The 25,972-nt window shown below is 68.0% G+C and carries 23 protein-coding genes and 1 pseudogene; 17 read left to right on the forward strand and 7 right to left on the reverse strand.

Annotation, left to right across the window (positions count from 1 at the left end; all coding sequences use genetic code 11):
- The first annotated feature begins 50 nt into the window (after nucleotides 1-50).
- A complete protein-coding gene (locus ABNQ40_RS01735; protein WP_109490819.1) occupies nucleotides 51-728 on the forward strand; it encodes a TetR/AcrR family transcriptional regulator in 678 nt (225 codons plus the stop codon).
- Nucleotides 729-759: 31 nt separating this feature from the next.
- Here the strand turns inward: ABNQ40_RS01735 and ABNQ40_RS01740 are convergent, their stop codons facing one another.
- Nucleotides 760-1,698 (reverse strand): LysR family transcriptional regulator, encoded by a 939-nt coding sequence (locus tag ABNQ40_RS01740; protein WP_109048824.1) that lies wholly within the window; start codon nucleotides 1,696-1,698, stop codon nucleotides 760-762.
- 93 nt (nucleotides 1,699-1,791) lie between these two features.
- Here ABNQ40_RS01740 and ABNQ40_RS01745 point away from each other — a divergent pair, with 93 nt between their 5' ends.
- The 6 genes from ABNQ40_RS01745 (at nucleotide 1,792) to ABNQ40_RS01770 (ending at nucleotide 7,153) form a co-directional block, all read left to right on the forward strand.
- Nucleotides 1,792-2,259: an ester cyclase gene (locus tag ABNQ40_RS01745; RefSeq protein ID WP_109048823.1), complete on the forward strand. Its 468-nt coding sequence runs from the start codon at nucleotides 1,792-1,794 to the stop codon at nucleotides 2,257-2,259.
- Nucleotides 2,260-2,556: 297 nt separating this feature from the next.
- Nucleotides 2,557-3,753 (forward strand): ABC transporter substrate-binding protein, encoded by a 1,197-nt coding sequence (locus tag ABNQ40_RS01750; RefSeq protein ID WP_109048822.1) that lies wholly within the window; start codon nucleotides 2,557-2,559, stop codon nucleotides 3,751-3,753.
- A 32-nt stretch (nucleotides 3,754-3,785) separates the two neighbouring features.
- On the forward strand, nucleotides 3,786-4,718 hold the full coding sequence (locus ABNQ40_RS01755) for a branched-chain amino acid ABC transporter permease (protein WP_109048821.1): 933 nt from the start codon (nucleotides 3,786-3,788) through the stop codon (nucleotides 4,716-4,718).
- Nucleotides 4,715-5,704, forward strand: coding sequence for a branched-chain amino acid ABC transporter permease (locus tag ABNQ40_RS01760; protein WP_109048820.1), 990 nt, complete (start codon nucleotides 4,715-4,717; stop codon nucleotides 5,702-5,704). Before ABNQ40_RS01755 ends, ABNQ40_RS01760 begins: the two co-directional genes overlap by 4 nt.
- On the forward strand, nucleotides 5,697-6,452 hold the full coding sequence (locus ABNQ40_RS01765) for an ABC transporter ATP-binding protein (protein ID WP_109048819.1): 756 nt from the start codon (nucleotides 5,697-5,699) through the stop codon (nucleotides 6,450-6,452). Before ABNQ40_RS01760 ends, ABNQ40_RS01765 begins: the two co-directional genes overlap by 8 nt.
- The gene (locus ABNQ40_RS01770) at nucleotides 6,452-7,153 is read left to right on the forward strand and encodes an ABC transporter ATP-binding protein (protein ID WP_109048818.1); all 702 of its coding nucleotides are present in this window, start codon (nucleotides 6,452-6,454) and stop codon (nucleotides 7,151-7,153) included. The genes ABNQ40_RS01765 and ABNQ40_RS01770 overlap by 1 nt, the downstream gene beginning before the upstream one ends.
- 69 nt (nucleotides 7,154-7,222) lie before the next feature.
- Here ABNQ40_RS01770 and ABNQ40_RS01775 read toward each other — a convergent pair whose 3' ends face one another.
- On the reverse strand, nucleotides 7,223-7,951 hold the full coding sequence (locus ABNQ40_RS01775; RefSeq protein WP_109048817.1) for a GntR family transcriptional regulator: 729 nt from the start codon (nucleotides 7,949-7,951) through the stop codon (nucleotides 7,223-7,225).
- A 125-nt stretch (nucleotides 7,952-8,076) separates the two neighbouring features.
- On the opposite strand from ABNQ40_RS01775, the gene ABNQ40_RS01780 reads away from it, so the two are divergent.
- From ABNQ40_RS01780 to ABNQ40_RS01810, 7 genes are read left to right on the forward strand one after another with little or no spacing between them, the layout of a single operon-like run.
- Nucleotides 8,077-9,462, forward strand: a complete 1,386-nt coding sequence (locus ABNQ40_RS01780) for a M20 family metallopeptidase (protein ID WP_109048816.1) — start codon at nucleotides 8,077-8,079, stop codon at nucleotides 9,460-9,462.
- Complete coding sequence (locus ABNQ40_RS01785; protein WP_109048815.1) at nucleotides 9,459-11,033, forward strand: ABC transporter substrate-binding protein; 1,575 nt, start codon at nucleotides 9,459-9,461, stop codon at nucleotides 11,031-11,033. Before ABNQ40_RS01780 ends, ABNQ40_RS01785 begins: the two co-directional genes overlap by 4 nt.
- A 4-nt stretch (nucleotides 11,034-11,037) precedes the next feature.
- The gene (locus ABNQ40_RS01790) at nucleotides 11,038-11,985 is read left to right on the forward strand and encodes an ABC transporter permease (protein ID WP_109048814.1); all 948 of its coding nucleotides are present in this window, start codon (nucleotides 11,038-11,040) and stop codon (nucleotides 11,983-11,985) included.
- A complete protein-coding gene (locus tag ABNQ40_RS01795) occupies nucleotides 11,978-12,808 on the forward strand; it encodes an ABC transporter permease (RefSeq protein ID WP_109048813.1) in 831 nt (276 codons plus the stop codon). Before ABNQ40_RS01790 ends, ABNQ40_RS01795 begins: the two co-directional genes overlap by 8 nt.
- Nucleotides 12,805-14,391 (forward strand): ABC transporter ATP-binding protein, encoded by a 1,587-nt coding sequence (locus tag ABNQ40_RS01800; RefSeq protein WP_109048812.1) that lies wholly within the window; start codon nucleotides 12,805-12,807, stop codon nucleotides 14,389-14,391. The genes ABNQ40_RS01795 and ABNQ40_RS01800 overlap by 4 nt, the downstream gene beginning before the upstream one ends.
- An 18-nt stretch (nucleotides 14,392-14,409) precedes the next feature.
- On the forward strand, nucleotides 14,410-15,636 hold the full coding sequence (locus ABNQ40_RS01805; RefSeq protein WP_109048811.1) for a M20 family metallopeptidase: 1,227 nt from the start codon (nucleotides 14,410-14,412) through the stop codon (nucleotides 15,634-15,636).
- Nucleotides 15,633-16,775 (forward strand): Xaa-Pro peptidase family protein, encoded by a 1,143-nt coding sequence (locus ABNQ40_RS01810; protein WP_109048810.1) that lies wholly within the window; start codon nucleotides 15,633-15,635, stop codon nucleotides 16,773-16,775. The genes ABNQ40_RS01805 and ABNQ40_RS01810 overlap by 4 nt, the downstream gene beginning before the upstream one ends.
- A gap of 107 nt (nucleotides 16,776-16,882) precedes the next feature.
- Here ABNQ40_RS01810 and ABNQ40_RS01815 read toward each other — a convergent pair whose 3' ends face one another.
- Together ABNQ40_RS01815 and ABNQ40_RS01820 are read right to left on the reverse strand one after the other, a co-directional pair.
- Entirely contained in the window at nucleotides 16,883-18,376 is a 1,494-nt protein-coding gene (locus tag ABNQ40_RS01815) for a M20/M25/M40 family metallo-hydrolase (RefSeq protein WP_199235269.1), read from the reverse strand.
- Nucleotides 18,377-18,590: 214 nt separating this feature from the next.
- Nucleotides 18,591-19,316, reverse strand: coding sequence for an SDR family oxidoreductase (locus ABNQ40_RS01820; RefSeq protein ID WP_109048808.1), 726 nt, complete (start codon nucleotides 19,314-19,316; stop codon nucleotides 18,591-18,593).
- Between the two features lie 147 nt (nucleotides 19,317-19,463).
- Here ABNQ40_RS01820 and ABNQ40_RS01825 point away from each other — a divergent pair, with 147 nt between their 5' ends.
- Nucleotides 19,464-20,372: a LysR family transcriptional regulator gene (locus tag ABNQ40_RS01825; protein ID WP_109048807.1), complete on the forward strand. Its 909-nt coding sequence runs from the start codon at nucleotides 19,464-19,466 to the stop codon at nucleotides 20,370-20,372.
- A gap of 8 nt (nucleotides 20,373-20,380) precedes the next feature.
- Here the strand turns inward: ABNQ40_RS01825 and ABNQ40_RS01830 are convergent.
- Nucleotides 20,381-21,287 (reverse strand): annotated as a pseudogene (locus ABNQ40_RS01830) (LysR family transcriptional regulator).
- 105 nt (nucleotides 21,288-21,392) lie between these two features.
- On the opposite strand from ABNQ40_RS01830, the gene ABNQ40_RS01835 reads away from it, so the two are divergent.
- Together ABNQ40_RS01835 and ABNQ40_RS01840 are read left to right on the forward strand one after the other, a co-directional pair.
- The gene (locus ABNQ40_RS01835) at nucleotides 21,393-22,259 is read left to right on the forward strand and encodes an SDR family oxidoreductase (protein ID WP_109048805.1); all 867 of its coding nucleotides are present in this window, start codon (nucleotides 21,393-21,395) and stop codon (nucleotides 22,257-22,259) included.
- Between the two features lie 345 nt (nucleotides 22,260-22,604).
- The gene (locus tag ABNQ40_RS01840) at nucleotides 22,605-23,267 is read left to right on the forward strand and encodes an HAD family hydrolase (protein ID WP_109048804.1); all 663 of its coding nucleotides are present in this window, start codon (nucleotides 22,605-22,607) and stop codon (nucleotides 23,265-23,267) included.
- A 73-nt stretch (nucleotides 23,268-23,340) separates the two neighbouring features.
- Here the strand turns inward: ABNQ40_RS01840 and dctA are convergent, their stop codons facing one another.
- Nucleotides 23,341-24,720, reverse strand: a complete 1,380-nt coding sequence (gene dctA, locus ABNQ40_RS01845) for a C4-dicarboxylate transporter DctA (protein WP_109048803.1) — start codon at nucleotides 24,718-24,720, stop codon at nucleotides 23,341-23,343.
- A gap of 29 nt (nucleotides 24,721-24,749) precedes the next feature.
- A complete protein-coding gene (locus tag ABNQ40_RS01850; protein ID WP_391345710.1) occupies nucleotides 24,750-25,874 on the reverse strand; it encodes a 4-oxalomesaconate tautomerase in 1,125 nt (374 codons plus the stop codon).
- Between the last annotated feature and the right edge of the window lie 98 nt (nucleotides 25,875-25,972).

Here is a 25,972-nt window from a genome sequence, read left to right on the forward strand (position 1 = left end):
ATTACCTCCGTTGAAGGCGCTCTCTGCGCCGCATGAAAATGGAACAGGGCATGACGGCGGACGACGCGACCGGAACAACTCCAAAAGCCAAGCCGAGCCGCAAGAACGATCCGGAAGGCACCCGCCAGGACATCCTTGAGGTGGCGACGGAGGAGTTCGCCTCGCTGGGATTCAGCGGCGGCCGGGTCGATGCCATCGCCGCACGCACCCGCACCACCAAGCGCATGATCTACTATTACTTCGGCGGCAAGGAGGAGCTGTATCTTGCCGTTCTGGAGAAGGTCTATGGCGACATCCGCGCCATCGAGAACCGGCTGAACCTCCAGAATCTGGACCCGGAGGCGGCGATTCGCGCCCTGATCGACTTCACCTTCGACTATCAGGAGCAGCACGAGGACTTCATCCGGCTGGTCAGCATCGAGAACATCCACCGCGCCGAACACATGAAGAAGTCGAAGGCCATCGCCAACCTGAACATCACGGTCATCGATACGCTGGCCCGCATTCTGGAGCGCGGCCGGGCGGCGGGTGTGTTCAAGGCCGACATCCAGCCCATCGATCTGCATCTGATGATCAGCGCCTTCTGTTTCTTTCGGGTGTCGAACCGCCACACCTTCAACCTGATCTTCCATCAGAATCTCGCCGCCACCGACACACGCACCCGGCACAAGCGGATGATCGCCGACGCCATCGTCAGCCTGCTCAAGACGGAAGCGGCGGGCACCTGAACCGACCTCGCCGAACAGGTTCACCGCCGCATCAGGCGGCCGGTTCGGCCGGGGGACGAAGTCCGGCACGGTGCGGAACCGACGCCAGCAGGTCGCGGAACCACCGCTGTGCGGGGTGGACATCGTTGCGACGGTGCCAGGACAGGGCGAAGAGAATCGGCGGAAGGTCGAGTGGGGCCGGCATGATGCAAAGCCGCTCCGCATGGCCCGAGGCGGCGACCACGCCTTCCATCAAGGTGGCGATCAGGTCCGTTTGCGCCACCAGGGCCGGAGCGGCATAGAGCTGCGGCAGCGTCAGGGCCAGCCGGCGCTTCAATCCCTGCTTGGCCAGGGCCGCATCGACCACCCCGTAACTCTCGTTTTCCGGCGACACCAGAAGGTGCGACTGCTCCAGGAAGCCATTCAGTTCGAGCGGTGGGCGCACAGTCGGATGTCCCTTGCGGACGACGCAGACGAAACGCTCCTCGAACAGGATGCGGCTGAGAATTCTGCCGGTGGAGGTTGGCGGCACGCCGACCGTCAGATCGACCTCGCCGGAGTCCAGCATGCCGATGGCATCGTCCCGTGCGATGAAGTTGCGGATGCGCAGGGTGACGCCCGGCGCCTGTTCGCGCAGGATTTCCAGCAGGGCCGGCAGCAGGGCAAAGGTCGGGTGGTCCGACAGGCCCAGGGTAAAGCTGACGATGGAGGTCGACGGGTCGAAGCTCTGCGTGAACGCCAGTGCCTGCTGGAGTTCGGTCAGGGCCCGGCCGATCGGTTGAGCCAGGTCGAGCGCCAGCGGGGTCGGCTGCAACCCATTCGGTCCGCGGACGAACAGCTCGTCCTTCAGCAGCCCGCGCAGACGGGCAAGCGCGGCGCTCATGGCCGGTTGGGTGCGGCCGATGCGAGCCCCGGCCCGTGTCACACTGCGCTCGGCCATCAGGGCATCGAAGGCGACGAGCAGGTTCAGGTCGATGCCATGCAAATCCATGGCGTGGATGTTTTCATATATCGAGGATCGATTTCAAGCATGTCCGGTCATCGGATAGCGTCCCTTCATCGCATCCATGAAAGGAAAAGCCCCATGGCACCGAAGGACGACACAGTGACCGGAACCGGGCTCACGCCGCAGGAACTCCGCGCCGTCGAGACGCTCTACCGCGCCTTCAGCGAAGGCAACCCGGACCTTCTCGACGAGGCGGTGACCGAGGATTGGCAGGACATTCCGCTCAATCCCGGCCAGCAGCCGGGCCGTGAGGGAATGAAACCGCTGATTCGCGGATTTCTCGCAGCGTTCCCGGACACCAAAATCGAGATCCTGGACATCGTCGGTGCGCCCGGCCGTGCCGCCGTGCGGGCGGTGATGACCGGAACGCACAGCGGCGACTGGTTCGGGATCGCGCCGACCGGCCGGTCCTTCCGGGTGGCGATCCATGAATTCCATCGCATCGCCGACGGCAAGCTGACCCACACCTGGCATCTCGAAGACTGGTTCGGCTGGATGAACCAGATCGGAGCCCGCCCCGTTCTGACGGAGGAGGCCGGACGGTAGCCTCCCAACCCGATGCCCCTTCCGCCGGGAGACAATTGGAACGGATTCCCACCGCGTTCTCTTCAGTGTCGGCATGACGGCGCGCTGGCCGGGGCGAAGCATCTGCCCCCCGGAATCAGGCCATCGCCGCCATCAAGTGTCCTTCCAGACAGTCCGGTCCGGTTCGGAAGAACCGGATTTCGGATCTGGACAGTTCGCTTCCCACCACGGACAACCGGCGCACCGCACAGACACGGATGCCAAAAGCCGGACTGCGAGGGTATGCTTCCGACACATCAAGAACAGGGAAATCCACCAATGAACCGTCGCAGCTTTCTCACCACGACCGCCGCAACCGCAACCGTCGCCGCCACCGGGGGATTCGCATTCGCGCCGTCCATCGCGCGGGCCCAGAATCAGGCGGTGAAGGTGGCGTTCGTCGGCACGCTGTCCGGTCCGGGGGCGGCGCTGGGCACGCATCTGCGCGACGGCTGGCTGGCGGGGGTGACGCGGCTGAACAACCAGCTCGGCGGCCGGGCGGTCGAGACGCTGGTGATCGACGACGAGCTGAAGCCCGACGTGGCGGTCTCCAAGGTCCGCGCCGCACTGGAGCGCGACAAGGTCGATTTCGTGGTCGGCGTCGTGTTCAGCAACATGCTGCAGGCCATCGTCCGCCCGGTGACGGAGAGCAACACCTTCCTCATCACCGCCAACGCCGGCCCCTCCACCCTTGCCGGCAAGGGATGCAGCCCCTTCCTGTTCAGCAGCGCCTACCAGAACGACCAGCCGCACGCGACCATGGGGCAGGCGGCGCAGGATCTGGGCTACAAGCGCGTGTTCATCCTGGTGCCGAACTATCAGGCCGGCAAGGACGCGGTGGCCGGCTTCCGCAGCCGCTACAAGGGCGAGGTGGTCGACGAGATTTATGTGCCGTTGAGCCAGCTCGACTTCTCGACCGAGGTCACCAAGATCGCCGCCGCCAAGCCGGACGCCATCTTCACCTTCATGCCGGGCGCGCTGGGCGTCAATCTGGTGCGGCAGTACCGGCAGGCCGGGCTCGCCAACATCCCCTTCCTGTCCACCTTCACTGTCGACGAATCGACCCTGCCGGCGCAGGGCGAGTCGGCTCTCGACTTCTACACCGCCGCCACCTGGGCGCCCAACTTCGACAACCCGCACAGCCGCCGCTTCGTGCAGGAGTTCGAGGCGGCCTACGGCTATGTCCCGTCGAACTTCGCCGCCCATGCCTATGACGCCGCCCACATGCTGGACGCGGCGATCCGCCGGACAGGCGGCGACGTCGCCAACAAGACGGCGCTGCGCACGGCGCTGGAGGCCGGCGACTTCCCGTCGGTGCGCGGCGCGCTCCGGCTGGGGCCCAACCATTTCCCGATCCAGGATTTCTGGCTGTGCAAGGTCGCCAAGCGCGCCGACGGCAAGTTCCAGACGGAAACCGTGCGCAAGGTGCTGAGCGCCGACGCCGACGGCTACGCCGCCTCCTGCAAGATGGGGTGACGGGCGGGACGGGCTGACGGGGGGCTTTCGCGATGTCCATGCTTCTGGTGCAGGCCCTCAACGGCCTGCAATTCGGGGTGCTGTTGTTCCTGGTGGCGGCCGGACTCAGTCTGGTGTTCGGCGTCATGGACCTGATCAATCTGGCCCATGGCGTCCAATATATGCTGGGGGCCTATGTCGCCGCCACGCTGGGGGTATGGACCGGCAGCTTCTGGCTGGGGGCGCTGCTGGCTCTGCCGGTGGCGCTGCTGGTCGGGCTGGCGCTGGAATGGCTGGTGTTCCGCCATCTCTACCGCCGCGACCATCTGAGCCAGGTGCTCGCCACCTTCGGCGTGATCCTGACGGTGGAGGAGGCGACGCGGGCGCTGTGGGGCAGCGCTCCACAGACCGTGCTGGAGCCGTCCGGATTGACCGGCGGCCCGATGGGCGGGGTGGAGATCGTCGCCGGGCTGATCTACCCGACCTACCGGCTGGTCATCATCGGCGTCGGCATCGTGGTGCCGCTGCTGCTGTGGTTCCTGGTGGAGCGGACGCGGGCCGGCATGCTGGTGCGGGCGGGGGCGACCCATCCCGCCATGGTGTCGGCGCTGGGGGTGGACATCCGCCGCCTGTTCACCGTCGTCTTCGCCTTCGGCGCCATGCTGGCGGGCTTCGCCGGGGCGCTGGCCAGCCCGATCTTCCCGGTGGCGCCGGGCATGGGCGACACCGTGCTGATATTGTGCTTCGTGGTGATCGTCATCGGCGGCGTCGGCTCCATCCGCGGCGCCTTCATCGCAGCATTGCTGGTCGGGCTGCTCGACAGTGTGGGACGGGCAATGCTGCCGGACCTGCTCCGGCTGCTGCTCGACCCGTCGTCGGCCCGGCAGACCGGGGCGGCGCTGGCCTCCATGCTGGTCTACATCGTCATGGCCGCCATCCTGTTCTTCCGTCCGGCCGGGCTTTTCCCAGGGGGACGTTCGGCATGACGGCCCCGTTCCACAAGACCCTCCGCAAACATGCGCTGGCCCTGGTCACGCTGCTGGCGCTGGCGGCGGCCCCCTTCCTCGGCTTCGGCGACGGCTTCGCGCTCAGCCTGCTGGCGCGCGCGATGATCCTCGGCATGGCGGCGGTCAGCCTGTCGCTGCTGGTCGGCGGCGCCGGGCTGGTCAGCCTGGGACACGCCGCGACGATGGGGATCGGCGCCTATGCCGTGGTCGCCTTCGACGCCGCCGGGGTCAGCGAGGGGCTGATCGTCATCCCCGCCGCCATCGCCGCGGCGGCCGCCTATGCGCTCGTCACGGGAGCGGTGTCGCTGCGCACCAGCGGCGTGCATTTCATCATGATCACGCTGGCTTTCGGGCAGATGGCCTTCTTCACCACCTCCTCCTTTTCCAGCCTGGGCGGTGACGACGGCTACACGCTCTATGCCCGCACCGAGTGGCTGGGAAGCCGGATCCTGGACAACCGGCTGACCTTCCATTTCCTGTGCCTGGGCCTGCTGGCCCTGGTGTGGGTGGGCGGCACCCTGCTGCTGGGCAGCCGCTTCGGCCGGGTGCTGCGGGCGGCGCGGGAGAATCCGCAGCGGGCGCTGGCGGTGGGTTTCCAGCCCTACCCCTACCGTCTGGTCGCCTATGTGATGGCGGGGGCGGTCGGCGGCCTGTCGGGCGCACTGCTCGCCAATGCGACGGAGTTCGTGTCCCCTGCCCTGCTGTCCTGGACCCGGTCGGGGGAACTGCTGTTCATGGTCATCCTCGGCGGCGTCGGCCAGCTCGGCGGCGCGATCCTGGGGGCGCTCGCCATCGTGCTGCTGGAGGAAACGCTGTCGCACCTGCTGGTCTACTGGCGGCTGGTGTTCGGGCCGCTGCTGGTGCTGTCGGTGCTGTTCCTGCCGGACGGGTTGGTCGGCGCGCCGCTGCGCCTGCGCGCCGCCTTCCGGTTCGCCTCGCCCAAGCGGAGGAATGCCGATGCCTGATCCGTTGCTGGAACTGCACGGCCTGAGCAAGAATTTCGGCGCGCTGACCGTGACCTCCGACGTGTCGCTGACCGTCCTGCCGGGGGAGATCCATGCGATCATCGGTCCCAACGGGGCGGGCAAGACCACGCTGATCCACCAGATCAGCGGCACCCTGCGCCCGGACCGCGGAACCATCCGCTTCGCCGGCCAGGACGTGACCGCCCTGCCGTTCGAGCGCCGCGCCCGTCTGGGGCTGGCCCGCAGCTTCCAGATCACCAGCATCGTGCCGGGCTTCACCGCGCTGGAGAATGTGGCGCTGGCGGTGCAGGCGCGCAGCGGCTCCTCCTTCCGCTTCCTGCGGCAGGTGGCGGGCGAAGCGGCGTTGAATGGGGAAGCCCGCGCAGCGCTGGACACCGTCGGGCTGGGGCGGGTCGCCGACCGCACCGCCGCCGCCCTGTCGCATGGCGAGAAGCGGCAGCTCGAACTTGCCATCGCCATCGCGATGAACCCCCGCCTGCTGCTGCTCGACGAGCCGCTGGCCGGGGCCGGTCCGGAGGAGACCGAGCGGCTGATCGGCATCCTGCGCGAGCTGCGCAGCCGCTACGGCATCCTGCTGGTCGAGCATGACATGCAGGCGGTGTTCGCCCTAGCCGACCGCATCTCCGTCCTGGTCTATGGCCGCGTCATCGTCACCGGCACGGTGGACGAGATCCGCGGTCACCCCGAGGTCCGCACCGCCTATCTTGGAGAGGACGCGCTGGCGTGATGCTGAAGATCGACAACCTCACGGCGGGCTACGGCCAGAGCCAAGTGCTGTTCGGCGTGTCGCTCTCCATCGAGGCCGGGCAGGTGCTGGCGCTGATGGGCCGCAACGGCATGGGCAAGACGACGACCATCTCCGCCGTGATGGGGCTGATTCCGCGCTGGGGCGGCGCTGTCAGCTTCGACGGCCAAGGCATCGGCCGCATGCCGCCGCACCGGGTGGCGCGGCTGGGGGTGGGGCTGGTCCCGGAAGGCCGCCAGATCTTCCCGACCCTGACGGTGGAGGAAAACCTCGTCGCCACCGCCGCCACCCGCGGCGACGGAACAGCGCGCTGGACGCTGGAGGCGGTGTGGGAGCTGTTCCCCCGCCTGCGCGAACGCCGCCGCAATTTGGGCAACCGCCTGTCGGGCGGCGAGCAGCAGATGCTGGCAATCGGCCGGGCGCTGATGACCAACCCGCGCCTGCTGATTCTGGACGAGGCGACCGAAGGGCTGGCCCCGGTGATCCGCGCCGAAATCTGGGCGGTGCTGGAGACGCTGAAGCGCGAGGGCCAGTCCATCCTTCTGGTCGACAAGAACCTGTCGGCGGTGCTGCGCCTCGCCGATGCCTGCGCGGTGATCGAGAAGGGCCGCACGGTGTGGAGCGGCACCAGCGCGGATCTGGGTCGGGCGGCCGACATTCAGGAAACCTACCTGCACATCTGAAGCATCGGGCACCTCCGCACCGCAGGGTATCGGCCGGCCGCTGTCGACGGTGCCATGGCTTCTCGTCCGTCAGCGCACTTCGTTCACATATCTGTGGTCGTCCGTCAGCGTCCTGTGGTGGCTGATGATGGTCAGGGTTCCGGTCTGGTCGAACGCCTCCTCGTCGATGACCAGAAGCGGCGTCGGGTCGGGGACGCCAAGGTCGGCGCGATCCTCGGCAGTGGCGAGCCCGGCCGAGACCCGCTCGCGCACGGCGGAAATGCGGATGCCGTGAACGTCGAGGAGGTGGAGGTAGAGCCGCTGCGGCACCAGTGACGGTTCCAGCGGGAAATCGGGCACCCGGCGGGCCACCAGCGCGATGTGGGAGCGCATCACCGAACGCCCCTCCACCCGGCGCAGCCGCGCGATGCGGATCAGCGGCTCCCCCGGTGCCTCGCCCAGCAGGGCCGCCTCGTCGGCGGTGGCCGGGCTTTGCCCGACCTCGGTCACCACCGCCTCCGACGACAGCAATTGGCCGTCGCCGCCATGCAGGCGGTAATATTGAAAGAAGAAGCGGAGGCTGTGCTGCGGCGTGCGCCCGGTGACCACCGTCCCGGTCTTGCGCCGACGCATCAGCATGCCGTCCGCGGTCAGGTCGGCCAGCGCGCGGCGCATCGTTCCCACCGCAACCCCATAATCGGCGGCAAGCGCGACCTCGCCCGGCAGCACCATGCCGGGCGGCCATTCGCCCAGCAGAATGGCTTCCGCCATGCGGCGCTTGACGTGCTCGTAGAGCGGGATCGGCAGGTCACCCGCCATTTTTGCCGTCTTTTTGTTCACTACCGCCTCGAAAATAGCCAGAAATTGCTCGAATCTTGACGATTGACAAAGATTTGTGCGCCGGTCACATTTCTTTATAGAATATAGAAAACAGCGAGCCTGTCATGGACAATCGGCACGGAAGCGGCCAGCCCACCGGCGACGACTCCCTCGATGCGGCGATGGCCTGGATCGCGCAATCGGCGGAACCAGCCGTGGCCGATCTCGCCCGCATGATCGCTGTCGACACGTCCTTTCCTCCCGGCGCCGGCTACGACGCCTTCGCCGACCTGATGGATGAGCTGATCGCCCCGCTGGGCTTCCGCTCCAGCCGGGCCGTCGTCCCCGACGAGCTGTGGCGGGTGCCCGGCGGGCCGGCGTCCGGCCGGCGCACCAATCTCATCGGCGAACGCGAGACGGGCAAGCCGGTTCTCGGGCTTTATTTCCATGTCGACACCGTGCCCGCCGCCGCCGGCTGGGACAAGGACCCGCTCCGCCTGACCCGTGACGGCGACCGGCTCTACGGGCTGGGCGCCGCCGACATGAAGGGCACCATCGCCGCCGTGCTGCTGGCTCTGCGCGCCGCCGAGGCCTGCGGCCTGCAGCTCGCCTACGACCCGATGCTGCTGTTCTGCACCGACGAGGAGGGCGGGCTCTATCCCGGCGTGCGCTACCTTGCCGAACAGGGGCTGCTGAAGGGCCATGTCCTGAACTTCAACGGCAGCGCCGCGCCGCGCATCTGGGCGGGCTGCTTCGGCCTGTTCAACCTGCAGATCCGGCTGCACGGCCACACCGTCCATGCCGGCGAGGGCAACCGGTCCGGTTCCGGAGTCAACGCCATCGAGGCGGCGCTGCCGCTGCTCCAGGCACTGACCGACCTCAAGCCGGTGGTGGCGCAACGGACCTCGGCCCTGCCCCCGCCGCCGACCGCCTCCGGTCCGCTGGCCGCCCGGCTCGACATCGCCGCCGCCCATGGCGGCATCTGCGGCGGGCAGGTGCCCTCGCTGTTCGAGATCCTGGTCTGCCGCCGCTATGCGCCGGAAGAGGACTATGAGGAGGCGCGGGCGGAGATCGAAACGGCCGTCGCCCGCGCGATGGCAGCGAGCCCCGACATCGCGGTGGACATCCAGCTGGTCGGCCATCTCGCCCCGACCGGCGATCCGACCGGGCCGCACTGGCCGCGCTGGCAGGCGGCGCTGTCGGCCGGCTTCGGCTACCGCCCGGACGAGTTCCGCGCCTGGGGAGCAGCCAGCTGCTCCGACTTCGGCTGGGTCCAGCGCACCGGCATGCAGGAGGTGCTGCTGACCGGGCTGGGCCGGGCCGAGAGCAACGTCCATTCCCCCGACGAACACACCACCGTCGCCGACATCGTGGCCTTGGCGCAGAGCGTGCTGGCCTATCTGGCCGCCGGCTTCGCCCCCGACATGATCCCCGAAAACACCGATCAAAACACCGATCCGAACGCCGTGCCGACCCCAGGCCGCGGCCCGCAGAAGGAGTCCGACCGATGAGTTCCGTGACCCGCCGCCTCTTCCTCTCCGGAACCGCCGCCGGCCTCGGCGCCCTGTCCGCCTTCAGCCTGACCGGTGCGGCACCGGCCTTCGCCCAGCAGAGCGCCGTGCGCCGCGGCGGCGTGCTGCGCATCTCGGTCGATCAGGCCGCCAGCGTCATCCACCCGCTGCGCACCCGCGTGAACCCGGAATATCTGGTGGCCGAGCTGCTCTATTCCGGCCTGACGAGGCTCACCGCCGGCATGAAGGTGGAGCCGGACCTCGCCGAATCCTGGGCGCCCGACCAGACGCTGACCGAATGGACCTTCGTCCTGCGGCAGGGCCTGACCTTCCATGACGGCTCGCCCTGCACCGCCGCCGACGTGGTCGCCACCTTCACCGCCATCCTCGACCCCAAGACCGCCTCGCCGGGCCGCACCAACGTCGGCCCGATCAAGGAAGTGACGGCCAAGGACGAGCGGACGGTGCTGTTCCGCCTGACCTCGCCCCATGCCGACCTGCCGGTGGCGCTGGCCTACACCAACGCCCGCATCGTCCCGGCCAAGGTGATCGAGACCGACCTCGACAGCCTGTCGCGAAGCGCCGTCGGCACCGGCCCGTTCAAGCTGGTCTCCTTCGAACCCGACCGCAAGATCGTGGTGGAGCGCAACCCGGCCTATTACGACCCGGCGCGCCCCTATCTCGACCGGGTCGAGGTGCTGGTCTATCCCGACCGCACCGCCGAGGCCTCGGCGCTGATCTCCGGCGACATCGACCTGATGCTGGGCACCGCCCCCGGCGAGTACCAGCGGCTGGAGAAGGCTGCCGGCGTCAAGGCGCTGCGCGTGCCGTCGGGCCAGTTCCTGAACGTCAACATGGGCTGCGACCAGAAGCCCTTCTCCGACCCGCGCGTCCGCAAGGCGCTGGCGCTCTCCGTCGACCGCGAGGCGATGGTCGGTTTCGTCGCCGGCGGCTACGGCACCCCCGGCAACGACACACCGATCAGCCCGGCCTACCGCTTCCACCGCGAGCAGCCGCTGCGCAAGGCCGACCTTGCCCAGGCGAAGAAGCTGCTGGCCGAGGCCGGCTATCCGAACGGCGTCGACCTGACCATGATCGCGTCTGACAAGCCGGGCACCCGCACCGAACTGGCGGTCGCCATCCGCGAGATGGCGAAGCCCGCCGGCTTCCGCATCCAGGTGCAGACCATGCCGCACGCCACCTACCTGGACCAAGTGTGGAAGAAGGGCAATTTCTACGTCGGCTTCTACAACATGCAGGCGACCGCCGACGCGGTCTTCTCGCTTCTCTACACCTCCGACGCCGCCTGGAACGAGACGCGCTGGAACAACAAGGACTTCGACGCCCTGGTCGCCGAGGCGCGGGCCAAGACCGACGAGACCGAGCGCGCCGCCCTCTACGCCAAGGCGCAGCAGCTGATGCATGACGAGGTACCGTCGGTCATCCCCGTCTTCTTCGACCTGCTGGCGGCGCGGCGCGACTATGTCGAGGGCTACGACCTGCACCCGCGCGGCTCGGTGTTCCGCCTCGATTTCGTCTCGCTGGGGGCCGCAGCGCCTAAGCGGGGTTGAGGCCGTGAGCGCGTCCTGGCTCCTGCGGCGGCTGGCGCTGATCCTCTACACGGTGTTCATCGTGTCGGTGCTGGTCTTCGGCATCACCCAGGCGCTGCCCGCCGACGCCGCCGTCACCCTGCTGGGCGAGAACGCCACCGCCGAGGCGCTGAACGCGATCCGCGAGCGCCTCGGATTGGGCGACCCGATCTGGTGGCAGTATCTGCGCTGGGTCGGCCACGTCGCGACCGGCGATTTCGGCCTGTCGATGCGCACCGGCCAGCCGGTGGGACCGGAGATGCTGACGGCGCTCGGCCGTTCGCTTCTGCTGGCCGTCGCCGCCATCCTGGTCATGCTGGTGATCGCCGTGCCGCTGGGCATGCTGGCGGCGGTGCGCCAGGGCAAGCTGGCCGACATGGCGACCGGGCTGATCTCCTATCTCGGGGTCTCCTTCCCGGAATTCGTCACCGCGACGCTGCTCGCCATGCTGCTGGCCGACACCCTGCAATGGCTGCCCGCCACCGGCTACGTCTCACCGCTGGAGGATTTCGGCGGCGCGGTTCGGCACTTGACCCTGCCTGTACTGACCGCCTCGCTGATCCTGGTGGCGCATGTCGCCCGCATGGTGCGATCGGAAACGCTCGACGTGCTGCACAGCGACTATATCCGCGCCGCCCGGCTGAAGGGGCTGCCGGAGCGCACGGTGCTGGTCCGCCACGCCCTGCGCAACGCGCTGCTGCCGGTGGTCACCATCGTGGCGCTGGATGTCGGCTATCTGCTGGGCGGCATCATCGTCATCGAGGAGATCTTCGCCATCCCCGGCATCGGCCGGCAGTTGATGGTGGCGGTCACCGCCCGCGACCTGCCGTCGATCCAGGCCGGCGCCCTCATCATGTCGGCGACCTACGCCGTCGCCAACACGCTGGCCGACGTTGCCTACGCCGTCCTCGACAAGAGGATCCGCTATGACTGATCTGCTGCGCCGCCTGATGCGCACGCCGCAAGGCGCCATCGGCCTGATCCTGCTGGCGGTGCTGGCCGCCGCCTGCTTGTTCGGCCCCTGGCTGGCGCCCCACGACCCGGAGAAGATGGACTTCCTCGGCCGCTTTCGTCCGCTCGGTGCCCAGAACTGGTTCGGCGCCGACCAGTTCGGCCGCGACGTGCTGAGCCGCATGCTGGTCGGCGCCCGCTCCACCCTGCCGATGGCGCTGGCCGCCACCCTGCTCGGCACCGTCGCAGGCGCCGTGGTCGGCACCGCGTCGGCCTATCTCGGCGGGCGCTGGGACGAGGCGATCATGCGCACCATCGACGCGGTGATGGCGGTGCCCGGCCTGCTGCTCGCCCTGCTGCTGGTCAGCACGCTGGGCAATGGCGCCGGCAACGCGATGATCGCCATCGCCGTCACCTTCGCCCCCGGCATGGCCCGCGTCACCCGCGCGGTGGCGCTGACCGTACGCGGCCAGGACTATGTCAAGTCGGCCACGGTGCGCGGCGAGAATGCGTCCTGGATCATCTTCCGCGAGATGCTGCCGAATGTGATGGCACCGGTGGTGATCGAGGCGACGATCCGCGTCTCCTTCGCGGTGATGCTGTTCGCCACCCTCAGCTTCCTCGGCCTCGGCGCCCAGCCGCCGGCCTCCGAATGGGGCCTGATGGTGGCGGAGGCGCGCCAGTACGTCCATCAGGCGCCCTGGATCCTCATCGCACCGTCGCTGGCCATCGCGATGACCGCCATCGCCTTCAACCTGCTCGGCGACGGGCTGCGCGACGCCATGAACCCGCGGGACGAACGATGACCGCAGTCCTTTCCCTGCGCGACTACACTCTGGATTACCTCACCGGCAGCCGCCCCTTGCGGGTCCTGCAGGACATCAGCCTCGACATCGCGCCCGGCGAGGTGCAGGGGCTGGTCGGCGAATCCGGCTCGGGCAAGAGCACGCTGGCCTGGGCGATCATGCGGCACCTACCGAAGAACGCCCGCGAACTGTCCGGCAGCATCCGGCTCGGCGACACCGACCTGCGGAGCCTGCCGCCGCGCGAGTTGACCCGCATCCGCGGCCGGCGCATCGGCATGGTGTTCCAGGATCCCTCGACCGCGCTGAACCCGACGCTGACCGTCGGCCGGCAGGTGACGGAGACGCTGGTCAACAACCGCGGCCTGACCCGGCGCGCCGCCTGGGATCTGGCGCTGGAGTTGCTGGGCCATGTCGAGCTGCGCGATCCGGACGCGCTGATGCGGCGCTATCCGCACGAAATCTCGGGCGGCGAGAAGCAGCGCATCCTCATCGCCACCGCCTTCGGCTGCCGGCCGGAGCTGATCGTCTTCGACGAGCCGACCACGGCGCTCGACGTCATCACCGGCGCCCGCATCCTCGACCTCTTCGCCCGGCTGCGGGCCGAGACCGGGGTGGCGGCGCTCTACATCTCGCACGACCTCGCCCTGGTCTCGCGCGTCGCCGACCGGGTGGCGGTGATGAAGAAGGGCCGGCTGGTGGAGGAGGCGCCGGCCGCCTCGATCTTCGCCCGCCCCGCCCACGAGGAAACCCGCAAGCTGGTGGCGGCGGTGCCGCGCCCGGAAAACCGGCTGGTCCATGACCGTCCGGGGGACCGCGTCCTGCTCGCCGCCGAGGCGGTCTCGGTCCGCTATGCCCGGCCGCGCCTGTTCCGTCCGCCCCCGCCGCCGGCGACCCACGCGGTCGGCTTCGACATCAAGGCCGGCGAGATTCTGGGTATCGTCGGCGAGTCCGGCTCCGGCAAATCCTCCATCGCGCGGGCGCTGACCGGTCTGGCCGAGTTTTCCGGCGGCATCCGCTTCGACGGCCGGCCGATCGGCTCGGCCCGCGACATGGACGGCGCCTATCGCCGCGCGGTGCAGATCGTCTTCCAGCATCCCGACGGCTCGCTGAACCCGCGCCAGACGGTGGGAGAGATCCTGTCGCGCCCGCTGAAGCTGTTCGGCACGGGATCGGCCAATTTGAGTGGCGAGATCGGCCGGCTGCTGGAACAGGTGCGGCTGCCGGCCACCTACGCCACGCGCTGGCCGCACCAGCTTTCCGGCGGCGAGAAGCAGCGCGTCGCCATCGCCCGCGCCTTCGCCGCCAAGCCCTCGCTGGTCATCTGCGACGAGATCACCGCCCCGCTCGACGTCTCGGTCCAGGCCTCGATCATCGAGCTGCTGCTGGCGCTGCGGGCCGAGACCGGGGCCGCCTATCTCTTCATCACCCACGACATCAACCTGATCCGCCAGATCGCCCACCGCATCGCCGTGATGCGCCGGGGCGAGCTGGTCGATTTGCTGCCCATCGACGCGGTCGACGCCGACCATGTCCACCCCTACACGCGCGACCTGATGGCCGCCTCGCCGACCCCGGTCGGCTGACCTGCTAGGAACCTCCCCATGGACACCGCAGAGATTCTCGCCCGGCTCGACACCGATGCCGCCCTCGCCTTCCTCTCCCGCATGGTCCAGCACAAGAGCTACAGCCAGACCGAGGGCGAGCGCGAGCTGGCCCGCTTCATGGCCGCCTCGATGTCGTCCCTGGGGCTGGAGGCGGAGCTGACGCCGGTGCCCGGCGGGCGGGTCAACGCCGTCGGCCGCTGGCGCGGCACCGGCGGCGGCAAGAGCCTGCTGTTCAACGGCCACATCGACACCAATCCGGTGACCGAGGGCTGGACCGTCGATCCCTGGGGCGGAAAGATCGACGACAAGTTCATCTACGGCATCGGCTGCTCCAACATGAAGGCGGGCGACGCCGCCTACTTCTGCGCGGTGAAGACCCTGATGGACGCCGGGGTGAAGCTGCGTGGCGATGTCATCCTGACCTATGTGGTGGGCGAGCTTCAGGGCGGCGTCGGCACGCTGGCGCTGATGGAGCAGGGGCTGCGCGCCGACTGCTTCATCAACAGCGAGCCGACCGACCTCCAGGCGATGACGATGCACGCGGCGGCGCTGAGCTTCGTCATCGAGCTGGTCGGCGACACCCGCCACCTGTCCAAGCGCGAGGAGGCGGTCGACGCCGTCGTCGCCGCCTGCGACCTGATCCCGCGGCTGAACGCCCTCGCCCTCTCCGGCGCCAAGTCGCCGGAGCATGCGACGATCAACCGTGTCCATGTCGGCGTCGTCCACGGCGCGCTGGGCAAGGAACTGCACGAGTGGCGCTCGCCGCAGGTCGCCGACTTCGTGCGGATCAAGGGGTCCGCCCGCTACGCCACCGGCCAGAGCGAAGACGGGGCGCTGGCCGACCTGCGGCGCGAGCTGGACGCGCTGGAAACGCGCTTCCCCGGCCTGAAGGCCAGCGTCTTCTCCGAGGATCGCGGCGGCACACCGACCATGCCGACCTTCGAGGTGGCGAAGGACAGTGCCATCGTCCAGGCGGTGAACCGCGCCTATCGCGCGGTGCGCGGCACCGACCAGCCGACCGGCGCCATCACCCCGCCCGGCTTCTACGGCACCGACGCCGGCCATCTCCAGCATTCCGGCGGCATGGAAGGCATCGTCTGCGGTCCGGGAGGACGCTACAACACCATGCCGGACGAGCGGGTCGACATCGACGACTATCTCGACATGATCCGCGTCTACATGCTGACCATTCTGGAGATTTGCGGTCCGGAGATCTCCGAATGACAGCCAACGCGTCCGCAGCACGCTTCGCACCGCGGATGGCCCGGCTGCGCGAGGCCATGGCGGCCCAAGGCTGCGACGCCTTCCTGGCCGACCATGCCGAGCTGATCGCCTGGATCGGCGGCTACACCGTGTCGGAAACACTCTACCGCGCCGTCATCGTGCCGATGGAGGGCGACCCCTGTTTCGTCCTGCGCTCCATCGACGCCGGCCCCTGCCGCTCCGGGGTTTGGTTCAGCGAGGTGGCGACCTTCGACGACCATGAGGATCCGCATGGCGCGGTGGCGGATGCGCTTGCCGCACGCGGTCTCGCCGGTGGCAGGATCGGCGTCGATCCGGTCTCCTACGGCCACACCGTCGCCACCGCGCAGCGCCTTGCCGAGTTGCTCCCCGATGCCCGCTTCGTCCCGTTGCCGGGGCTGAGCGACCGTCTGCGCGCCTGCAAGTTCGCCGACGAGATCGACGCCATCGCGGCGGCGGCGGCCATCGCCGACCAGTGCATGCTGGGGTTGGAAGACCATGTGCCCTCCGGCCGGACGGTGCGGGAAGTGGCGGCCGCGGCGGCGGCGGCGCAGCTCTGGCTCGGCGCCGACGACGGCGGACCAGGGCCGATTCTGGTGTCGGGCGGCCATGGAACCGGCGGCCACGTCGATTTCCTGCACGGCAACGACCTCGACCGGACGCTGATGCCGGGCGACATCCTGCATGTCGAACTGACACCGCGGGTCGGCAACTACGGCGCCCGGCTGATGCGGCCGGTCTTCGTCAGCGACCCGCCGGCCGGGGCGCGGGAGACCTTCCAACAGCTGGCGGAGCTTCAGGACCGGCAGATCGCCGCCATGCGTCCGGGAGCGGCAGCCCGCGATGTCGATGCCCTGCTGCGGACGGCGGTGCTGGACGCCGGATTGCGGGCCGATTACGGCAACGTGACCGGCTACGCCATGGGCCTCTACGCCCGCACGCCGCGGCCGAGCGACTTCTCGCAGTCCTTCCACCCCGGTGCCGACTTCCGTCTGGAAGCGGGGCAGGTGTTCCACATGTATGCGTCGGCGCGCGGCGTTGCCGTGAGCGAGACCGTCCTCGTGACCGACGCAGAACCCCGCCGACTGACGACCTGCCCGCGTCGGCCCATGGAAGGCTGAACCCGCCACAGTGTCGGGCACGGTTCCGTCAGGTGTCGCACCAGACCTGAGCCATATGCGGAAAGCGGAGCGCCGGGCCGGGGAGCCTGGGCGCGCCGCTTCGGGGATCAGAACGGCTGCTGGAGCAGTCCGATCAGGCCCTTCACGCCCGATACGAAATTCCCGACGCGCAGGTTTTCGTCGTAGCTGTGCTGGTTGTTGTCGGCATTCACCAGCGGGACGATGACGAAGGGCACCTTCAGCGCCTCGACCGCCGCTCCGGTGGGCACGGTGCCGCCCATCATGCGGATGCGCACCGGGTCCTCGCCGTAGGTCGCCTTGAAGGAGCGGTACAGCCAGTCGCCGACCGGCGCCTGCATGTCGGTCCGCGCCGCGGAGCTGGAGGCGGAGACCTCCTCCGAAGCCAGGGAGGCCAGCTTGTCGTACTTGGCCCGGTCCTCGTCCGTCGGGTTGCCCTGGACCAGATGATAGCCCTGGGCCTCGATATGCTTCTTCAGCATGCCGATCAGCTGCTCCGGCGGCGTTTCCGGAACCGTGCGCAGGTCGAGTTCGGCGACGGCGCTTTCCGGAATGATCGTCCGCGCCTTGGCGCCCACGTCGCCCGCCGCCATGCCGCGGACGTTGAGCGACGGGTATTGCAACGCCTCCTGATAATTCTTGCCGACCTTTTCCGCCTGCGCGATGCCCAGCCGCTTGCGCAGCGCCGCTTCGTCGTCGGGGACGGCGGCCATGATCTTTTCCGCCGCCGCGTCGATCTTCACGGAGTCATAATAGCCGGGAATGGTGACCCGGCCGTTCTCGTCCTTCATGGATGCCAGCAGCTGCGCCAGCCGCATCGCCGGATTGGCCGAATAATTGCCGAAATGGCCGCTGTGCAGGCCCTGCTTGGCGCCGAAGACCGTCAGGGTCGCCTGAGCGACGCCGCGGTTGCCGAACACCAGCGTCGGCTTGTTGCTCTGGTGCATCGGACCGTCCAGCACCAGCAGCGCGTCATTCTTCAGCAGCTCGGCGTTCTGCCGGATGACCTCGCCGAGCGACGGCGACCCCTTCTCCTCTTCGGAATCGAGGATGATCTTGACGTTGACGCTGGGCTTCTGGCCGGCCTCCTTCAGCGCGTCGAACGCCGTCAGCAGCATCATGATCGGACCCTTGTCGTCCGACGACGACCGCGCAAACAGCCGCCAGTCCGGATCGACCTGCTCACCGTACAGCTTCTCCAGCGGGATCGTCTCCCACTCGCCCTTGTCGGTCTTCTGCTTCAGCGTCGCGTCCCAGGGGCTCTTCTGCTTCCACTGCTGCGGGGTGACCGACTGGCCGTCCAGATGGGCGTAGAACAGGATGGTCTTCTTGGCGGGGTCGGCGCCGGGCAGTTCCGCAAACAGCATCGGCTTGCCGTTGTTCGCCAACGCACGCGCCTGGAAGCCGCGCTTCTGGAAGGCCTGCTCCAGCCATGCAACATTCTTCTGAATGTCAGCCGGAACAACTGCATCATTGGGAATGGCGAGAAGCTCGACAAATTCCTTGTAATTCGCAGACGCATGCTTGGCCGCGAGCGTATCCGTGGACGGCGACGCGGCACCTGCCTGGACCGGCAAGAACATGCATGCGCCGATGAGAAGCGCTTGTTTAAGAGAAAGTTTCTCTCTGCCCGACATTTCTTCCCTCTCGCGTATCTATGACGCAATTTTTACGAAGGAATTGCAGGCATCGTCAAGTTTATCACCCGTTTTCACAGGTCTGACCCGTGCGTGACGCGCAGCAGGCGGCCGGGGCGAACAACCCCGGCAACTCCCGACGGATCGGCGCGCCCTGCTCTCAACTGCGGGCGACGGGACGGACGGTGATCTCGTTGACCCCGACATCCCGCGGCTGTTCGATGGCGAAGAGGACGGCGCGGCCGATGGCTTCCGGTTCGATTGCGTTGCGGCGGTATTCGACCATCGCGCGGGCAGCCGTCTCGTCGGTGATGGTGTCGGCGAGTTCGGAGCGCGTCACGCCGGGATAGATGCAGGTCGTGCGGATCGTCTCGCTTTCCTGCCGCAATCCGTCGGTGATGGCCCGCACCGCGAATTTGGTCGCGCTGTAGACGGCGGAGGTCGGCACCACCTCGAAACTGCCGACCGAACCGATGTTGACGACGTGCCCGCCTCCCTGCGCCTCCATAACCGGCAGGACGGCCGCGATGCCATGGAGGACGCCGCGGATGTTGACGTCGATCATGCGGTCCCATTCCTCGACCTTCAGGGAGGCGAGCGGGGACAGCGGCATCACGCCGGCATTGTTGACGAGGACATCGATCCGGCCGAAGCGGTCCCTGGCTTCGTCAACGAAGCCTTCCATGCTGGCGCGGTCGGTCACGTCGAGGGCGCGGGCCGCGGCCCTGCCGCCCTTCCCCTGGATTTCCCGGACAAGCGCGTCGAGCCGCCCGGTCCGCCGTGCCCCCAGCATCAGGGTGGCGCCGGCCCCGGCGAGAACGCGCGCGGTGGCTTCGCCGATGCCGCTGGACGCACCGGTGATGAGAACGACTTGGTCGATGGTCATGACGGTTTCCTGTCTCTCGATGATTGCAGCAGTTGTCAGCGGCGGTCACTGCGCCGCCCAGCCGCTGTCCGTGACCAGAAGTTGGCACCGAACCGCTGTCGAGATAACTTGCCTATTTCTGGACGCTGTGGTTAGAGCTGCTAACCAATGCAGATCGACCTGAACCTTCTGACCCTGTTCGCCGCGGTGGCGGAAACCGGCAATTTCCGTGCGGCGGCGGACCGCCTCGGGGTGACGCGCTCGGCCGTCAGCCAGGGCGTCCAGCGCCTGGAGGCGGCGCTGGGACAGGCGCTGTTCCTGCGCACCACCCGCAGCGTGCGGCTGACCGAAGCCGGGGAGCGGTTCCTGGCGCAGGTCTCCGCCCCGCTGGCCGAAATCGAGAGCGCCATCGATGCGGTGTCCGGCTCGGCGGCGGAACCCCGCGGTCTGCTGCGGATCGCCGCCACTTCGATTGCCGAGCGTTTCCTGTCCGGACCGCTGATCGCCTCCTTCAGCGAGGCCTATCCCGGCGTCACCCTCGACGTGACGGTGACGGATCTGGAATTCGATATCGTCGCTGCCGGCTTCGATGCGGGCGTGCGTCTCGGCGAGGTCATCGAGCGCGACATGATCGCGGTGCCGCTGACGGGCGACCAGCGCCAGATCGCGGTGGCGACACCCGGCTATCTAGCCCGCCACGGGACGCCGGAGCACCCGCGCGACCTCGTCCGCCATCGCTGCATCGGCTGGCGGCCGCAGCCGGAGACGGCCCCCTACCGCTGGGAGTTCGAGAAGGACGGACACGCCTTCGACGTGTCGGTCGAGCCGCAGATCACCACCAACGACATGCTGCTGATGCTTCGCACGGCGCTCGCCGGCGCCGGCATCACCTTCGGGATCGAGGAGACGTTCCAGCCCTATCTTGAGCGCGGGGACCTGGTCACGATCCTCGACGACTGGCTGCCGCCCTTCGCCGGCTTCTTCCTGTATTTTCCGAGCCGCCGCACGGTGACACCCAAGCTCCGCGCCCTGATCGACCATGTACGGCGCCACCGCGAGGGTGCAAAGTCCGGATAATCGCCCCATCACCCCTCGACATAGGCCGCAAGCTCTTCCGGGGTTCCCTGCGGAAACGCCGACTTCAGATGCTCCAGGAAGGCGGAGACGCGCGCATTGAGCAGCCGCCGTGTCGGGTAGAGCACCCACAACTCCGTCTCTGACCCGACCACATCGCCCCATCTCACCAGCCTGCCGGCGGCCAGAATCCGGGCTGGCGAGCGACAGCGGCAGGCGGGCAGCCCCCACACCCATGCGAACCGCATCGCGGACCATGACGAAGGACGAGAGGCTGAGCATCGGTTCGACCGCGATGGTCGACGGACCCGCCGGTGTCGCAATCTCCCACGATCCGGACCCGGGTCCGGCTTGACCCGGCGATCCACGGGTGACGACAGGAACGGTGTCGTTGCCGGCGGGGAACGGCAGGTCCGGGCAGGCCACCACCACGAGGCGATCCCGCAGGAAGATGCGCCCGACAAGGCCCGCGTCCGGGTCCGGATTGACGCGGATGACCAGATCATAGGCTTCCTCGACCATATCGACGGCGCGGTCCTCCGTGACGATCTCAAGCCGGACCTCCGGGTATTTGCGTAAGAATCCGGCCGCCAGCTTGCCAATGGCGGTCTGCGAGAACAGCAGCGGCGCGCTGATCCGCAACCGTCCGCGGGGGCTGTGGCCGCCGGATGCAATCGCCTTCGCCGTCTCGTCGAGTTCGGTCAGCAATGCGCCGGTCCTTTCGAACAGCGCTTGGCCCTCCGCAGTCAGCTTGAGTGTCCGGGCGCCCCGTTCGAACAGGCGGAGATCGAGGCTTGCCTCCAACTCCGCGACGCGCCGCGACAAGGTCGCCTTCGGGCGACCGGCCGCGCGCGCCGCCTTTCCGAACCCGCCATGGCGGGCGACCAGATTGAAATCGGCCAGGGCGAGCAGGTCCATCCGTTCCACCAGTGAGACAATCCGTCCAAACTCTCCGCCTATCGGACCATGTATGGATCGATAAAGTCAAGGGCGTCAACTGAACCCCAAAGCGGAGTGAACCCCATGACCATCCTCGTTACCGGAGCCACCGGCCGTGTCGGCCGCCATGTCGTCGACCAGCTGGTCAAGCGCGGCGCCGACGTGCGCGTGCTGACCCGCGACCCGTCGAAAGCCGCTTTCCCCGCCGGCGTGGAGGTCGCCCAGGGCGACATGCTGGACATCGATGCGCTGCGTGCCGCCTTCCGCGGCGTCCGCACCCTGTTCCTGCTGAACGCCGTCACCGGCGACGAGTTCACCCAGGCGCTCGTCACCCTGAACATCGCGCGGGAAGCCGGCGTCGACCGGGTCGTCTATCAGTCGGTGTTCGAAGCCGACTGTGCGGTGAATGTGCCGCATTTTGCCGTGAAGTTCGGCGCCGAGCGCATGCTCGACCGCATGGGCTTCAGCGCCACCATCCTGCGTCCGTCCTACTTCATCGACAACGAGCTGATGATCAAGGACATGATCACCGGCCACGGCGTCTACCCGATACCGATCGGCAACAAGGGCGTGGCGATGGTCGATGCACGGGACATCGCCGAGGTCGCAGCCATCGAGCTGATCCGTCGTGACCGGGCGCCGGGGAAACTGCCGGTGGAAATCATCAACCTCGTCGGCCCCGACACGCTGACGGGTCCGCAGGTCGCCGCGATCTGGTCCGATCTGCTGGGCCGCACCGTGGTCTATGGCGGCGACGATCCCAGCGGGTTCGAGCGGACAATGGCCTCCTTCATGCCGAAATGGACCGCTTATGAGATGCGCCTGATGGCCGAGCGCTACGTCAGCGACGGCATGATCCCCGAAGCCGGCGATGTCGAACGGCTGACCGGACTGCTGGGCCGCCCGCTGCACAGCTACCGCAGCTTCGCCGCCGCGCTCGCTGCGGTCTGAAACCTCACGATCCTTGGGTCGGTTGCAAAGTTCGACGGAGGTGCCTGCGGCAGCGGAGGCTTTTTACAGGTCTCCGTTTGCCGTCGAGGTTCGCAACGGAGCGGCACAAATGGCGCCTCACCCTGGACTTGCCGGCAAATTGACAGGCTTTGCCATAGCTCCCATAGTGCCAACCGATCGAGATCAGGAGCCATCCATGGCGACGGTTGACCTCGTATCGTCGAGCGAGGTGATGCGCAAGGTCGCTGCCGGCCTATTGGCGATGGCGCAAGGTGGCCCGATCCTTGACCGGCATCTCATGACCGGCATCGCTTCTCAACAATCGAGATCAGGAGACAATGCGGGATGGACGGCAGGCTTCAGGAACGGTGGGACGCGGTCATCTTCGATTTCGACGGCGTGCTGTGCGATTCCAACGACCTGAAGGGTGAAACCTTCGCCACGCTGTATGCCCATGAGGGGCCGGCGGTTCAGGACGCCATCCGCGCCTATCACCGGGACAATGGTGGCATGCCGCGGCGGGAAAAACTTGCGCGCTTCGAACGCGATATTCTCGGCCGCGCTCTGGACGAGGACCGGCTGGACCGGATGGTCGCCGGTTTCGCCGCAGCGGTGGAGGAGGCGGTGATCGCCTGCGCCGAAATTCCCGGCGCGACGGACTTCCTGGCCACCTATGCCGGCCGGCCCGCCCTGTTTATCATTTCCGCGACGCCGCATGAGGAAATGCTGCGCATCGCCGAGCGACGGGGCATGACCGACCGGTTCGTGTCCGTCCACGGCAGCCCGCCGGCCAAGGCGGAGACGGCTGCCATGCTGATCGCCCGCCACGGCCTGCGCCCCGGCCGCGTTGCCTTCGTTGGCGATGCCGTTCAGGACTATGCGGCGGCGACGGCTCTCGACCTGCATTTCGTCGGGGTGCGCGATGCCGACGGCCGCCACCCCTTCCCCGACGGAACGCTGACCATCGCCGATCTGCGTGACCTTTCCGCAGCCCTTGCCACGCTTTGAAACCGCCCGATGGGTACGGAAGGCTGGTTCAAGACCGATCCTCCGCACCCATCGTCGGGCCGCTGTCGAGCGTTCAGTGCGACGGATGGGCGGGGGCGCGGGCGGCCAGCGGCATGACCGGGATGTCGCCCATCCCCTCCAGGACGCGTTCGGTGCCGGCGCTGCTCTGGTTCAGCTCGCGATGCAGAACCTCTCGGTCGCAGGCGTCCTCCCAGATCGAGACCACGATGCTGACGACGCAGTTGCTGATGATGCTGGTCAGGGCGCGGGCTTCGGACATGAAGCGGTCGATGCCGACCAGCAGCGCGACGCCGGCAACCGGCAGGTCCGGCATCACCGTCAGCGTGGCGACCAGGGCGACGAAGCCGCTGCCGGTGACGCCGGCGGCACCCTTGGAGGTCAGCAGCATGACGCCGAGCATGGCGACGATCTGACCGGCCGACAAGTGGATGTCGCAGGCCTGGGCGATGAACAGCGAGGCGAGGGTCAGGTAGATCGCGGTGCCGTCGAGGTTGAAGGAATAGCCCATCGGCAGAACCAGGCCGGAGACGCCCTTCTTGCAGCCCAGCGCCTCCAGCTTCTGCAAGACGCGCGGCAGGACCGGTTCGGAGGACGAGGTGCCGAGCACGATCAGCAGTTCCTCGCGGAAATAGCGCAGGACCTTCCACAGGCTGAAACCATGCAGCCGGGCCAGCGTGCCGATGATCGCCACCAGGAAGACGCCGCAGGCGACATAGAAGGTGAGGATCAGCAGGCCGAGCGAGCCGATGCTGTCGATGCCGTATTTGCCGACGGTGAAGGCCATCGCGCCGAAGGCACCGATGGGGGCCAGCTTCATGATGAAGCCGAAGGCGGCGAACAGCACGTGGGAGAAGGACTCGATGCCCTGCACCACCGGTTCGCCGGCCTTGCCGACCCGCGTCAGGCCGAAGCCGACCAGCACGGAGATGAGCAGCACCGGCAGCACCTCGCCCTCGGCGAAGGCGCCGAAGAAGGAATGCGGGATGATGTGCAGCAGGAAGTCGGTGAAGCCGACCGGGGCGGCCTGCTTGGCGTAGCGCGCGGCCACCGCCGGGTCGAGCGACGACGGCGACACATGCATGCCGACGCCGGGCTCGATGATCATGACCGCGGCCAGCCCGATGAGCAGCGCCGCCGCCGTCAGCGCGTAGAACAGCGCCATCGACTTGACCAGCGTCTTGCCGATCTCGCGGGTGTCGTTCAGGCTGGTGATGCCGCTGACGATGGTGCAGAAGACCACCGGCGCGATCATCATCTTGACCAGCTTGACGAACCCGTCGCCCAACGGCTTCAGGCCTGCGCCGAAATCAGGCCAGAAATGACCGGCCAGGATGCCCAGGGTCAGGCCGACGACGACCTGGAAATAGAGCGCCTTGTAGATGGCCTTGGGTTTGCTCGGCGTCAGGGTATCGGTCCCCGTTTGTGGACGCATGGTGTTTCCTCCTCTCTGATGCTGTGGCGTCAGGCCGCCATGGCAGTCCGCGACGGGGTCGACGGGCGGGCGAACACGGTTCCCTCGAACAGGCGCCGCGCGGTGCGCAGGATGCTGGCGGTCGGCGCGGATTGGCCGCCACCGGTCTCGAGGCGGCCCGCCTCGAGGCGGCCCACCTCAAGACGGACAGTCAGCCGGCCGGCCGGATGTTCGAAGGTGATGTCGCCGGGCATGGTGAACCGCCCTACCAGGGCGGCGGCCACGGTTTCCGGAATGGTACAGGCGGTGGCGGTGGCGACGGCGCCGGTGATGGCCATCGCCCGATGGCAATCGTGCGGCATGAAATACCGGACGGTCAGCGTGCCGCCGCGGGTCGGCGGGGCCAGCAGGACCGGCTTGGGGATCACCATGCCCGCCGCGTTGGGAAAGCCCATGCGGCGGCCGGCCTCGACACGCAGCGCCTCCAGCCGGGTCATGAATTCACGATCGGACCGGAAGCTGTCCACCGGTTCGTACCCCGTCTTGCCGAGGTCGGCGGCGCGGACCAGCATCACCGGGATGGCGGCATCGACGCAGGACACCGGGATGCCGTCGATCAGGTCGACCGGCGATCCGGTGGGCAGCAGCCGGCCGGTGTTGGCGCCGGCGGCGTCGAGAAAGGCAAGATGGATGGGGGCGGCGGTGCCGGGCACGCCGTCGATGACGGCCTCGCCCTCATAGGCAACCTGGCCGCCGGGGGTCTGGATGCGGGCCTCGATCAGCTTGCCGGTGTTGACGTTGTGGATGCGCACCACCGTGACGCCGTTCGCCGCCGGGACAAGTCCGGACTCGATGGCGAAGGGGCCGACCGCGGCCAGCATGTTGCCGCAGTTGGGCGAGGTGTCGACCACCCCTTCCTGTACCCGCACCTGGGCGAACAGGTAATCCACATCCGCTCCCGCCCTGGTGGCGGGACCGACGATGGCGACCTTGCTGGTCAGCGGGTTGCCGCCGCCGATGCCGTCGATCCCCAGATCGTTCCCCGCCCCCATCACCGAGAGCAGGAGGGCGTCGCGCTCCGCCGGAAGGGCAGGAAGGTCGGACGCCAGAAAGAAGGGGCCGCGAGAGGTCCCGCCGCGCATCATCACGCAGGGAATGCCGATCTGGCGGTTCATCGAATTTGTCATGGCGCTTGGTTTCTCTTGGGTTCGCCGGTGGGCGAAGAAAGCCGATGCGCCGATATTCCGACTGCAAACGATATTTGTGAAATGCA

The sequence above is a fragment of the Azospirillum sp. A23 genome (genome assembly GCF_042938965.1).
Taxonomy (GTDB): Bacteria; Pseudomonadota; Alphaproteobacteria; order Azospirillales; family Azospirillaceae; genus Azospirillum; species Azospirillum melinis.